Origin of the sequence: Xanthomonas sp. WHRI 10204 (assembly GCF_040202875.1) — a bacterium.
Lineage (GTDB): Bacteria > Pseudomonadota > Gammaproteobacteria > Xanthomonadales > Xanthomonadaceae > Xanthomonas.
Map to the genome: position 1 here is coordinate 712,798 of NZ_JBEGDW010000003.1, position 12,456 is coordinate 725,253.

The 12,456-nt window shown below is 65.1% G+C and carries 7 protein-coding genes and 1 other RNA gene; 6 read left to right on the forward strand and 2 right to left on the reverse strand.

From position 1 onward, the window contains the following. Positions 1-110: 110 nt before the first annotated feature. Positions 111-1,163 carry an alpha/beta hydrolase gene (locus tag ABQZ00_RS20065; RefSeq protein WP_323538383.1) on the forward strand — a complete coding sequence of 351 codons (1,053 nt, stop codon included), beginning with the start codon at positions 111-113 and terminating at the stop codon, positions 1,161-1,163. Beyond that, positions 1,160-2,779, forward strand: coding sequence for a carboxylesterase/lipase family protein (locus ABQZ00_RS20070; protein ID WP_323538382.1), 1,620 nt, complete (start codon positions 1,160-1,162; stop codon positions 2,777-2,779). The genes ABQZ00_RS20065 and ABQZ00_RS20070 overlap by 4 nt, the downstream gene beginning before the upstream one ends. Positions 2,780-2,929: 150 nt before the next feature. Here the strand turns inward: ABQZ00_RS20070 and ABQZ00_RS20075 are convergent. Further along, positions 2,930-3,004, reverse strand: a non-coding RNA gene (locus ABQZ00_RS20075) — sX9 sRNA. 81 nt (positions 3,005-3,085) lie between these two features. Between ABQZ00_RS20075 and ABQZ00_RS20080 the strand changes: the two genes are divergently transcribed. The 4 genes from ABQZ00_RS20080 (at position 3,086) to ABQZ00_RS20095 (ending at position 9,097) form a co-directional block, all read left to right on the forward strand. After that, the gene (locus ABQZ00_RS20080) at positions 3,086-4,072 is read left to right on the forward strand and encodes a rhamnogalacturonan acetylesterase (RefSeq protein ID WP_323538381.1); all 987 of its coding nucleotides are present in this window, start codon (positions 3,086-3,088) and stop codon (positions 4,070-4,072) included. Between the two features lie 250 nt (positions 4,073-4,322). Continuing rightward, positions 4,323-7,406 (forward strand): TonB-dependent receptor, encoded by a 3,084-nt coding sequence (locus tag ABQZ00_RS20085; RefSeq protein WP_323538380.1) that lies wholly within the window; start codon positions 4,323-4,325, stop codon positions 7,404-7,406. 108 nt (positions 7,407-7,514) lie between these two features. After that, the gene (locus tag ABQZ00_RS20090) at positions 7,515-8,090 is read left to right on the forward strand and encodes an RNA polymerase sigma factor (RefSeq protein ID WP_115552542.1); all 576 of its coding nucleotides are present in this window, start codon (positions 7,515-7,517) and stop codon (positions 8,088-8,090) included. Further along, positions 8,087-9,097, forward strand: coding sequence for a FecR family protein (locus ABQZ00_RS20095; RefSeq protein WP_323538379.1), 1,011 nt, complete (start codon positions 8,087-8,089; stop codon positions 9,095-9,097). The genes ABQZ00_RS20090 and ABQZ00_RS20095 overlap by 4 nt, the downstream gene beginning before the upstream one ends. Positions 9,098-9,514: 417 nt before the next feature. Here the strand turns inward: ABQZ00_RS20095 and ABQZ00_RS20100 are convergent, their stop codons facing one another. Continuing rightward, positions 9,515-12,340 (reverse strand): M16 family metallopeptidase, encoded by a 2,826-nt coding sequence (locus ABQZ00_RS20100; RefSeq protein WP_323538378.1) that lies wholly within the window; start codon positions 12,338-12,340, stop codon positions 9,515-9,517. Positions 12,341-12,456 lie beyond the last annotated feature (116 nt).

Genomic DNA, 12,456 nt, shown 5'->3' on the forward strand with positions numbered 1-12,456 from the left:
CACTGCCAATCGACAGCGGCACGGTGTGCTGTATATGGTAAACCGGTGTCATTGGCAATATGCAGTGCGACATTGTGACCGCGATACCGAAGTGGCCCTGGGAGGAGTAGATGCAGCAGACACGCCAAAAACATAATGGAAACCGCGCATTGCAGGCCCTGCGCCGCTGCCTGACAGTGACCGTCGCCGCTCTGGCACTGGCCAGTGCGCCGGCTTGGTCGGCAGAACGCGCCAGCGCCGATACCGCCGCCGAACAGGCCAGCCGGATCGCCCTGTGGCCGAAGGCGATGGCACCGGGAGACACGGCGTTGCCGCAGCCGCAGCGCATCGTGGACCGCAGCAGCGATGCCGCCCTGCCCGACCGCTATATCCAGAACATCGGCCAGCCCTATCTGGTGGTCTACCGCCCCAAGCAGCCCAACGGCACCGCGCTGTTGGTCACCCCCGGCGGCGGCTATCAGCGCATCGTGCTGGACAACGAAGGTAGCGCGCTCGTGCCAAGCTTCGTCGACCAGGCCGGCATCACCTTGTTCGTGCTGCGCTACCGGCTGCCCGGCGAAGGCCACCCGAATGGCGCCGACGTGCCGCTGGCCGACGCGCAACGCGCGCTGCGGCTGATCCGCGCCAATGCGGGCCGCTACGGCATCGATGCGCAGCGGGTCGGGGTGATGGGGTTTTCGGCCGGCGGCCACGTCGCCGCCAGCCTGGACACGCGTTACGCCGCGCAGGTGTACCCGGCGCAGGACGCCGCCGATGCGCTGAGCGCGCGGCCGGACTTCGCGTTGCTGATCTACCCGGTGATCGACATGGACAGCGCCAATGCGCACATGGGCTCGCGCGAGCGCCTGCTCGGCAAGACGCCCAGCGCTGCGCAGGTGAGTGCGTATTCGCCGCAGTTGCACGTGGATGCGCGCACCCCGCCGACATTTTTGCTGCACGCGCAGGACGACACCGTGGTGTCGGTGCGTAACAGCTTGCTGATGCACGACGCGCTACTGCGCGCCGGCGTGCCCAGCGAGCTGCACGTCTTTCCGCAGGGCGGGCATGGCTTCGGCACCGCGGCCACCACCGGGTTGACGGTGGCGGCGTGGCCGCAGCTGGCGCAGGCGTGGATTGCGCACGTCAGCAAGCCACCGGCTGCGGCGCAGGACGCGGCGCGATGACGGCGCCATCCACGCCCGACGTGCGCCGACGCACGCTGCTGCGCAGTGGATTGCTCGTCAGTGCTGCCGTCGCGTTACCCGGTGTCGCCAGTGCCGTAGCGCCACCGCCGCGCGATGACAGCGCACCGCTGGCACAGGTGCGTAGCGGTGCACTGCGCGGGTATCGCGAGCAGGGCATCTGCGTGTTCAAGGGCATCCCGTACGGCGGCGACACCGCCGCGCGGCGCTTCCAGGCGCCCGTGCCGGAGACAGCGTGGAGCGGCGTGCGCGATGCCACCGGCTTCGGCGCCGCCGCCCCGCAGCCCAAGGCCAGCGAACCCACCAGCGAGGACTGCCTGTTCCTCAATGTCTGGACGCCCGGCCTGCGCGACGGCGGCAGGCGGCCGGTCCTGTTCTATATCCACGGCGGCGGTTACACCACCGGCTCCGGCAGCGACCCACTGTACGACGGCGTGCGCCTGTGCCGGCGCGGCGATGTGGTGGTGGTCACCGTCAATCACCGGCTCAACCTGTTCGGCTATCTGTCGCTGGCGCAGCTGGGCGATGCCAGCGTTGCCGACTCCGGGAATGCCGGGCAGCTGGATCTGATCCAGGCGCTGCACTGGGTGCGCCAGCACGCGGCCGAATTCGGCGGCGATGCCGGCAATGTCACCGTGTTCGGTCAATCCGGCGGCGGCGCCAAGATCGCCACGCTGATGGCCATGCCCGCCGCGCGCGGCCTGTTCCATCGCGCCTGGACCATGAGCGGGCAGCAGGTCACCGCGGCCGGGCCGCGCGCGGCCACCCAGCGCGCGCAATTGCTGCTGGAGGCGCTGAAGATTGCGCCGGCCGATCTCGCGCGCCTGCGCAGCGTGCCGGTGGCGCAGCTGCTGGCCGCCGCGCAGGTACGCGACCCGTCGCGGGTGGAAAACAGCGCGCTGTATTTCGGCCCGGTGCTGGATGCGCGCAACCTGCCGGTGCATCCGTTCTGGCCGACCGCACCGTTGCAGTCGGCGACGATTCCGATGGTGATCGGCAATACCCGCGACGAGACGCGCGCGTTTCTCGGCAACGATGCGGCCAACTTCGCACTCACCTGGGACACGCTGCCGGCCAAGCTGGAAGCGCAGCAATACGTGGACCTGTTGCCGCAGGTGGTGATCGCCGAATACCGCCGCCTGTATCCGCATTACTCGCCATCGGAGGTGTTCTTTGCCGCCACCACCGCCGGGCGCTCGTGGCGCGGCGCGGTGGAAGAAGCCGAAGCGCGCGCACGCCAGGGCGCACCGACCTGGGTGTATCAACTGAACTGGGGCTCGCCGCTGGACGGCGGCAAGTTCGGCGCGTTCCACACGCTGGATATTCCGCTGGTGTTCGACACCATCGGCCAGCCCGGTTCGCGCACCGGCGACAGCGCCGATGCGCAGCGCATGGCCGACCAGATGAGCGCTGCGTTGATCGCGTTTGCGCGGCATGGCGACCCCACGCATCGCGGTGCCACGCGCTGGCGGCAGTATTCGTTGCAGCGCCGCGACACCATGCTGTTCGATGTGCCAAGCCGGATGGAAAACGACCCGCGCGGTGGCGAACGTCGGCTGTATCAGCAAGCGCCGTTTATTCAACGTGGCACGTTCTGAGCGCTTGTTCTATCGAGCGACGAACAGCACGTGGCAGGCAGTCGCCATTCGGGTTCTTATGGCGCGCTCGGTACACCGGGATCCGAGCGATACAGACCGACGCGGGCACCGGCCGTACGCTTGCTGCGATCGCGCAGCAGTATTTAGAGCGACCAATCAATCGGAGCGAGCAGGTGTCAGGTGGATGTGGACGGCGCGGAGGAACCGGAGTGTCCGCGTGGTAATGCGCACCGCGCACCAGCTCCGCCCACCTGGCGGTGAGCACAGTCGGTTTGTCAGCTGCACTTATTCGATCTGAGGTGATCCATGCGTAGGTATTCCGTTGCCCCATCCATGCTGCTGACTGCGCTGGCAGTTGCCTGCCTTGCGTTCGCTGATGCCACCGCTGCCGCCGTGGTCGACACACCACTCGCCTCCACGGCATCCACCACCAACAGCGCAAACAGCAGCGCACCGGCCGCGACACGGCCGCTTGCCGCCAGCAAGATCGTGCTGGTGGGCGATTCCACCACCGCCGTGCAAGGCGGCTGGGGCCCGAGCTTCTGCGCGCAGCATGTGACCTCGTTTCTGAGCTGCCTCAACCTGGCACGCGGGGGACGCAGCACCTCCAACTATCGCGCCGAAGGCTCGTGGGACATCGCGCTCAAGGAGCTGCGCAGCGGCGGCTATCAGCACGTGGTTGTGTTGATCCAGTTCGGTCACAACGATCAGCCCGGCAAGCCGGGGCGCTCCACCGACTTGGCCAGCGAATTCCCGGCCAACCTGCGCCGCTACGTGGCCGAAGCGCGCGCCGCCGGCGCGGTGCCGGTGCTGGTGACGCCGTTGACGCGGCGGCAGTTCGAGGCCGGCCAGTTGGTGGATGACCTGGGCCCCTGGGCGCAGGCCACGCGTGCGGTCGCGCGCGAGCTGCAGGTGCCATTGGTGGATCTGCATGCGCGCAGCCGCGCTCTGGTGCAGGGCATGGGGCCGGTGCTGGCGATGCGGCTGGCGCAGCGCCCCGCCGAACCGGCGCAGATCGTCGCCGCGCAATCGGGCACCACCATCGGCAAAACACCTGCGCAGACGGTTGCGCCATCTCCGGCATCTGCGTCTGCCTCAGCGTCGAAGAACACAGCCACGACCAACCCCGCTGCCACAGCGCAGGACAACGCCAGCGCCGAGCCGATGGGCCAGGCCAAACTCGCGTTCGACTACACCCATCTCGGCCCGGACGGCGCGGATTTGTTCGCCGCCATCGTGGCCGACGAGTTGGCGCAGCAGTTGCCTGCGCTGCGGCCGTTGTTGATTCCCTAGCGCGTGTCACGCAGTTGCCGACCGAGCGGCAACGCGGTAGTTGCAGACGAAATGGATAATTCGCATGCGATTGTCATGCGAATGTAAGGAAGTGTGATGGTGGTTCGTCGGGTCTAGTACGACTGCAACCGCACCTAGGTCAGCGGATGGTCCACGCGCGGCAAGGTTCCACTTCTCACTCGGGGCAAGACTCATGCGATCAGGTGTTCCCGTCGTACCTTACGTGGCCTGTGCCACGTGTGTGGCCGTCATGGTGGTGTCGGGCGCCGCAGCGGCCCAGTCGCACACCTTCGAGGTGGCGGCCCAGCCGGCGCAAAGCGGCATCCGCGCCTTCGGCCAACAAGCCGATGCACAGATCCTGATCAGCGAAAAAACCGCCGCAGCGGTCGACACCGCAGAAGTGAAAGGCACTTACGAGGTCGAGCATGGCCTGGACGTACTGCTGAGCGGCACCCGTCTCAGCTGGCAGCGCACCGGCCCCAACAGCTTCTCGATCGTGGAACGGAAGTTCCGCGAAGACACCGTCGCCCTGCCCGAAATTACGGTGCAAGGACGCCGGGAGTGGACGCTCAACACGGGCATCAGCCGCTCCGAGGATGACAGTCAGCCCTTCGTGGTGATCGATGGCGAAACCATCCGACGCTCCGGTGCGCCCAATCTCGAAACGTTTCTGCGTAACCAGCTCAGCGTCAATGCATCGCCAGGCACCTCCGACCAGGGAGGCGCATTTGAGACCCGTAACGTCAGCTCTATCAATCTGCGTGGACTGGGCGAACGCGAAACGCTGATCCTGGTCGACGGGCGCCGCATCGCCGGCACCACCAACAGCGACGGCAGCCTGGGTCAGCCGTCGCTGTCCGGCATTCCGATGGCGGCGATCGAGCGAATCGAGGTCCTGGCGTCCTCTGCTTCCGGCATCTACGGCAACGGTGCCACCGGCGGGGCGATCAACATCATCATGCGCCGCGATTACGCCGGCAGCGAACTGTCCAGCACCTACAACAACACGTTCGACGGCGGCGGATCAGGCCGGCGCTTCGATCTGACCGGCGGCCGCTCGCTGCAGGATGGACGCACCAACATCACCTTCAATGCAAGCTGGTCCACCGCCAGCCCGATCATGAATCGCGACCGCTCTGCGCTATTGCTGGACAGCAAACGCCGCGGACTTGCCAACAATCCCAACTACTACAGGTTCGCTTCGCCGCTGGGCAACACACCCAATATCCGCTCAACCGACACGCGCAACCCGCTGCAGCTGGATCCGGAATACGGCGGCTCCACCCTCCCCTCGTTCTATACCCACGTGCCAGATGGCTATCGCGGTTTGGCCCAGGACGGGGTGAACCCGCTGATTGCCAACGCCGGCACCTATCAACTCGACTTGTCCACGACCGACGCACGCGACGGTGGCCAGCGCGAACTCATCTTCGGCACCGAACAACAGGCCGCCTCGATTGCGCTGCGTCATGACGTCACCGATTGGTTGAAGCTCTACGCAGAGGCCAGCATGACCCGTGCGGTCAGCAAGGCACGCCGCAACTCGATTCCCAACGATCTGGTACTGGCCGCCGATGCGCCAAACAATCCGTTCGCGCAGGATGTCACGGTCACGGTGCCGTTTTCCGGGGGAAACTCCGTGGTCAACGAGAACATCGCGCAGACCTACCGCGGTGTGTTCGGCGCGATCATGCAGCTGCCCGCCAGCTGGCAGGCGGTGATCGACGTCTCGCGCAGCCAGAGCCGCATGCGCAACGACGACTTCCCAACCGAGGTCGCCCAGGACACCCTCGACACGTTCCGCAACGGCGAACAGGACATCCTGCGCGACGTGCGGCTTGCGCCCAATTTCAACTATGCCTACGAAAACGTGCCTTACGGATCCAGGCAGACGCCCACGCGCAACGACCTGACGGTCGCCTCGTTACGCCTGGCAGGCCCGATCCCGTTCAAGTTGCCCGGCGGCGAACCGACCGCCACGGTCAGCCTGGAGCGCACACTGCAGAAGCAGGCCGAAAGCATGAACGCACAAAACAGTGCCACCCAGTCGTTAGTCAATATCTCGGCGCCCGGCCGCGAGCAGGTCGACTCGGCCTATGCCGAAATCAACCTGCCGCTGATTGGCAGCGACAACAAGATCCCGCTGGTACGCGAGCTGTTGTTGACCATCGCCGGCAGGTACGAGCGCTCCGAAGAGACCGGCTCACCCAATGCCAACTGCCTGTTCATAGACGGGCCGCTGCCGAGCCTGGACATTCGCTCGCTGTGTCCGCCGTCGCAGCCAACCTCCAGTGCACGCAATGCCCATTTCAATCCAACCTACAGCGCGCGCTGGCGGATCATCGACAGCATCACCCTGCGCGGCTCCTATGCAACCGGCTATCTGACTCCCAAGCTCAACGAACTGCTCAAGATCAGCAATCCGCTGCTGGTCGTCAGTGCCACCGATCCGCAGCGTGGCAATGAGCAGATCGGATTGCCGAGCCCGCTCTTTCCTGGTTCCTACTACCTCACCGGCTTCAGTGGCGGCAATCCCGATGCCCGGCCGGAAACATCCAAGACCTTCACTGCGGGCATCATCGTGGAGCCCACGTTTGCAGACGGGCTGCGCATGTCGCTGGACTGGACCCGGATCACCAAACGCGACAACTACTACGACCCGCTCGAACTGCTGACCCCGGATGGCAACCCGCAGGTGCAGCGTTCCTTCGAAAGCTTCCTGAGCCGCTACCCTGGTCGGGTCACCCGTGGGCCAGCATCGGACGGCTACGCAGTCGGGCCGATCGAGACCATCGACGCTTCGCTGGCCAATCTGGTCGGCTCGGCCAGCGAGTCCTACGATCTTGCGGCCAGTTATTCGCATGATCTGTTCGGCGGCCAGATCGGTGTCGGCCTCAACGCGACCTATGTGGATAGCTTGACCCAACAGAAGGTGCCCGGCGGTGCCAATACCAACTATGCCGGCGTCATCGGGGCCGACTTCTTGTCGCGCCTGAGCGGCATCGGTGGGCTTAGGTGGAAAGGATCCGGCCGAGTGGAATGGACCGGTACGCATCTGGGACTGTCCTGGCAAGCCAGATACTTCGACTCCTACCATCTCAACGAAACCAGAACGGTTGAATTCAGCCAGGGTGCGGCCAAGATCCCCAAACAGATCTACCACGACGTCTCCGGATCCTATGCATTTGCTGACGGCACCACGCTGCGTCTGGGCATCAACAATGTCCTCAACAAGCGCCCGCCGGTCGATTCGGTTTCGCCGGCACGGTATTACAGCACCTTCGGCGACCCGCGGTTGGCAAGCTATTATCTGACGCTGATCAAGAGTTTCTGACGCGGCAAGATTCATCAGGGGACGGGCCGCGCAGGATTCGACCTGGGGCCATTCGAGCGTATCGGCAGGTCATGCAGTGCGGAGAGTGTCGTAGACGAAACCCGTCCAGTGAACGAACGCCGGTCGACCAGCGAGATCGAACGCACGCGGTTAACGCGCTGGGTGGCGAGGGAGATCGTGCCCCACGAGGCGGCGATCCGCAGCTGGCTGCGCCAGCGTGGTCTGAGCCCGGAGGATGTCGACGATCTGGTGCAGGAGGCATATGCCAAACTGGCCGGCCTGCGTCATGCCGAGCAGATCGAAAGTCCGGGGGCTTATTTCTTTCAGACGGTGCGTTACCTGATGATCGATCAGATTCGGCGCGCGCGCGTCGTGCGCATCGATGCGGTAGGACAGATTGCCGACCTGCCATGCCATGTCGACGAACTGGATCCCGAGCGCGTTACCAACGACAGACATGAGCTTGATCGTGTGCTTCGATTGATCGAAGCCCTGCCCGAGCGTTGCCGGGCAATCATCAAGATGCGCAAGATTCAGGGCTTGTCACAGCGCGACATCGCCGCCCAGTTGGGAGTCAGCGAAAGCATCGTGGAAAATGACGCGGTCAAGGGCATGTTGCTGCTGACGCGGGCGCTGCAGAGCGACCCCGAACAGGCGCAGCCGGTACGAAGGTGGCGAAAATGAGCACCCGTCAAAACGCGCAGGAGATCGAACAGGAGGCCATGCATTGGGTGCTGCGCCTGGATCGGGAGGGGCGTACGCCCGCAGTGTCCGAGGAACTGGACCAATGGCTGGGGGGGGATGTGCGCCGCCGCGGCGCCTTGCTCAAGGCCGAGGCAACCTGGTGCACGCTGGACGCACTGGCGGAAACCAGCGATGCCGCTTTCCGCCACGTGCCATCGCCTGCACCGAAGCCCGCTCCGTCGCGGGCGTCACGCCGTGCGCGCTGGCCCATGGTCGTCGGTGCATGCGCGGCAGTCGCCATCGCCGTTGTTGGTCTGTCGGTCCTGCTACCGCGCGGCGAGCAGTACCAGACGGCCATTGGCGAAGTCCGCCGGGTGCCGCTGGCCGACCGCTCGACCATGGCCATCAACACCGCCAGCAAGGTCAGGGTCGCGTATATCCAGGAACTGCGCGCCATCTCGCTAGAGCAGGGCGAAGCGTGGTTTCGGGTCGCAAAGAACAAGCAACGTCCGTTCGTGGTGTCGGCAGGGCCGGTCCGGGTCGAAGCAGTCGGCACCGCGTTTTCGGTGCGGCGGCACAGCGACGGTGCCGATGTCATGGTGACAGAGGGCGTGGTGCGCGTGTGGGTGGTGGGCGCCGAACCGCGCGCGGTGGCATTGTCCGCCGGCTCGGCGTTGTTCATCGCCGATACCGCCGTTATTCGACAGGAGCCAGAGATCGCCGCGCCGGTCATCGAGCGCAAGCTGGCATGGCGTGCAGGCAGGCTGGATCTATCGGGAGAGACGCTGGCCGAAGCGGTTGCCGAATTCAATCGTTACAGTCCGACCCCGATTGTCGTCGCGCAACCGCAGGTCGCGCAAAAACGTCTGTTCGGCGTGTTTCGTCTGGACGATCCGGAAGGCTTCGCCCGCACGGCAGCCATCACGCTGGGCGCGTCGATCAAGCGCCGCGACCACACCATCGTCATCACCGACGGCCGCGAAGTCGACCACCCGAACGTCCAATAGCTCACCGGCTTGGTGTGAGAGACGGCACGGTCGCAGCGCCCGGATCGCGCTGATGCATTTGCATTGGTGCGATCGCCCCACGCTGGCGCAACGGCCAACTCATGCGCGCATCGCACAGGCCGCCTCGGCGGCCCATCCACTGTCTCGCACCGCCATGCAATGACGGTCACGGTCACGGTCACGGTGACGGTCATCGCAACAGGCAACAGGACGCTCGCCGACGTGTCGCGGTGAATGGTGAGCACAGGTCGGCACCGTCGATTCGACATGCCAACTGTGGTCGGTTCGCATGCACACCAACACCGCCACCCACCCATCGCTGCCCTGCGTGGGATGCCATGGCCTCGCCGTTCGGGGCATGCATCGACTGCTGCGGTGATCGCCGGCCGAGTCGGGCGGCGATCACCGGCGTGCGCATCAAGGTTGCGCAGCGACGTCCGAATCGGCAGGCACCAGTTTGATCGGCAGGCCGAGCGTTTCCAACTGCGGCCTGACCTTGGCCGCGTCGGCGACCACGACCCAGACCAGCTTGGACGGATCGACCACCGCTCCGATTGCCCCACGGGCATCGGCGAGTGTGAGCGCGCGGTAGCGGCTGGTCTGACGGTTGTCGTAATCGTCGGGGCGCTGGAAGATATCGTTGGAACGCATCGCATCGAGAATCGACTTGGAGGTTGCGAACTCGCCCGGTAGCGCATGCACGCGGCTGTCCACTGCCAACTCGAACTCGGCCTGGGTCATCGGCTGGCTGCCCACATACGCCTGAATGATCTCGCGGATGGTGCTGATCGAGGCGCCGGTCTTGTCCGACTGCACCGGAGCGACGACGGAATAGCTGATCGAATGCGCTGGCGTGCGAAAGCCTGCACGGACGCCGTATGTCCAGTTCTTACGCTCGCGCAGGTCTGCATTGAGGCGGCTGAGGATGCCGCCACCCAGGCCATCGTTGGCCACTTCCAATGCGGTGAGCTCGTCGGTCCCCTTCAAGGCGGTGTACTGCCCGGCCAGAATCATCGCTTGCGCCGAGTCCGGGCGATCGATCAGCACAATCTGCGGCGCGGCAGGGCGCGGCGTTGCCGAGAAATCCTTCACTCCAGCCGTCCCGGTCGACTGCCAGTCGCCGAGGCTACGCTCGAGCATCGGCTGGATCTCGGCAAGCGGGCGGGCGCTGACCACAAACACCTTGGCCTTGTCAGGCCGAAACCAGGCACGCTGAAATGCAAGCAGATCACTGCGGCGCAATGCGGCAAGCACCTTTGCATCTCCGGTTCCCTTGTCTTTGGCGTAGGGCGATGCCGGGTTGATCAGTTGCAGCATAGCGGCGCTGCCAAGCGACTGTGGGTCGGTGGCCTCCTGCGCGATGCCAGCCAGCAAGGTTCTGCGCTGCAGTTCGATTTCGGCCGGGGCAAGCGCGGGATTGCGGGTCATGTCCGACAGCAGGTCGATCGCCGGTGCCAAATTGCCGCCAGGCGCAACCACCGTCAGACTGGTCCGGTCTCTGGAGCTGCCGGTCGCGATTTGCGCACCCAACCGTTCCAGAGCGCTGGCAAATTCTTTCTGGCTGCGCGTACCGGTCCCCTGCTGCAACAGCGACAGCAGCAGATTCTGGGTACCGATTGCATCCTGCGGGTCGGCCGCAATGCCTGCATCCAGTTCGATGGAGGCATAGCTCATCGGGCTGGAGCTGCGTTGCGCGTAGATCACTTCGATCCCGTTGGACAGTCGCGCGTGTTCGACCTTGGGAAAGGCCAGGTCGGTGAAGGTGCCGATCGCCGGTAACGGACCGCGCGTGCCGACCACCGCTGCAGCATCTGCGGTCTTTTTCGGTGCAGGCACGCGCTCGCTGGCCTGCGACTCTTCGTAGCCCACGCGTGGACCCGGTGCCAACGTCAATGCGTAGACCGGGCGAGCCAGCCATTGCGCTGCCGCAGCGCGTACCTGCGCTGGCGTCTGCGCGGCAAGCGCAACGGCGCGTTCTTTCAGATAGCCCGGCCCCTGATCCAACAGGCTGCCGTCGGCCAGCGCGTAGCCACGACTGGAGACCGAATCCAGCCCGCTGATGGCGCTGGTGAGATCCATCGTGACGTAGCGCTGCAGCGCATCGACGCTGGGGCCGTCGCGCAGGAACGCAGCAACCACCTCATCCAGGCGTCGGCCTGCGCGTACCGGATCGACACCGTCAGCCACTTCGCCGGAGACGACGAACATGCCGCCTTGATCGTACAAATTGACGCTGGCAGCGGCACCGGTGAACAATTTTTCGCCACGGACCAGAACCTCCTGCAGCGGCGATGTCGCGAGCGCTCCCATCACGCCGGCAGCGGCCTCTAACGGGATCGAGCGTGGATCGTTGCGTCCCGGAATCGTCCACACGCGGATGATCGATGTGGCCGAGACCCGATCTGTCATGGTCTCGTCCAGACGTTTGGGCAACGATGGAATCGGCGCGACCGGCCGCTGGGCACGCGGGCCGGAAGGAATGTCGCCGAAGTACTTGACCATCAACTGGCGCGCGGTGGCCGTATCGATATCACCGGCCAGCGTGACCGTGGCGTTGTTGGGGCCATAGTGGTTGCGAAACCATGCCTTGACGTCGTCGAGGGTGGCCGCATCCAGATCGGCCATCGAGCCGATGACGCTGTGACCATAGGGATGCCCGCTCGGAAACAGCCGCTCGGTCAGGCGATACTCGACCAAGCCACCGGGTTCGTTGTCGCCCTGCCGCTTCTCGTTCTTGACCACGCCACGCTGTTCATCGAGTCTGATCTGGGAGATCGCGCCGAGCAGATGCCCCATGCGATCGCTCTCCATGAACAACGCCCGCTCCAGCGCGGGCGTGGGCACGGTTTCGTAATAGCTGGTTTTGTCGCTCTGGGTCATGCCGTTCTGGGCGGTGGCACCGGCGACCTTGAGCGGAGCGAAGAAATCGCCAGGCGCGTTTTCGCTGCCGCTGAACATCAGGTGCTCGAACAAGTGCGCAAAGCCGCTGCGCCCCGCCGGCTCATGCTTGGCGCCAACGTCGTAGATGACGTTGACCGAGACCAGCTTGACGCTACGGTCGGTGTGCACGATCACCCGCAGGCCGTTGTCCAGGGTGAACGTTTCGAAGGGAATCTCCGCCGAGCGCACCAGCGCTGCGAGCGACGTCGGCGTAGGTGGCGCAGCAACCGCGCATTGGGCGATACCGAACGCAATCACCGCAATGCCGGCGACCACGCAGGTTGTGACGTTTCTTGGGTTCATTGTGCAAGGATTCCCATGGCAAAAAGCGACGCTGCGTCGGACGACGCAGACGGCAACATTGCTTGTTAGACGAACCGTCGGGCCGCTTCCTTATCCGGCACGCAGGCAACACACAG

What these genes read in the sequence shown, in the direction of transcription:
- ABQZ00_RS20065 (WP_323538383.1), top strand. Translation starts at nt 111, where the DNA reads ATGCAGCAGACACGCCAAAAACATAATGGAAACCGCGCATTGCAGGCC.
- ABQZ00_RS20070 (WP_323538382.1), top strand. Translation starts at nt 1,160, where the DNA reads ATGACGGCGCCATCCACGCCCGACGTGCGCCGACGCACGCTGCTGCGC.
- ABQZ00_RS20080 (WP_323538381.1), top strand. Translation starts at nt 3,086, where the DNA reads ATGCGTAGGTATTCCGTTGCCCCATCCATGCTGCTGACTGCGCTGGCA.
- ABQZ00_RS20085 (WP_323538380.1), top strand. Translation starts at nt 4,323, where the DNA reads ATGGTGGTGTCGGGCGCCGCAGCGGCCCAGTCGCACACCTTCGAGGTG.
- ABQZ00_RS20095 (WP_323538379.1), top strand. Translation starts at nt 8,087, where the DNA reads ATGAGCACCCGTCAAAACGCGCAGGAGATCGAACAGGAGGCCATGCAT.
- ABQZ00_RS20100 (WP_323538378.1), bottom strand. Translation starts at nt 12,340, where the DNA reads ATGAACCCAAGAAACGTCACAACCTGCGTGGTCGCCGGCATTGCGGTG.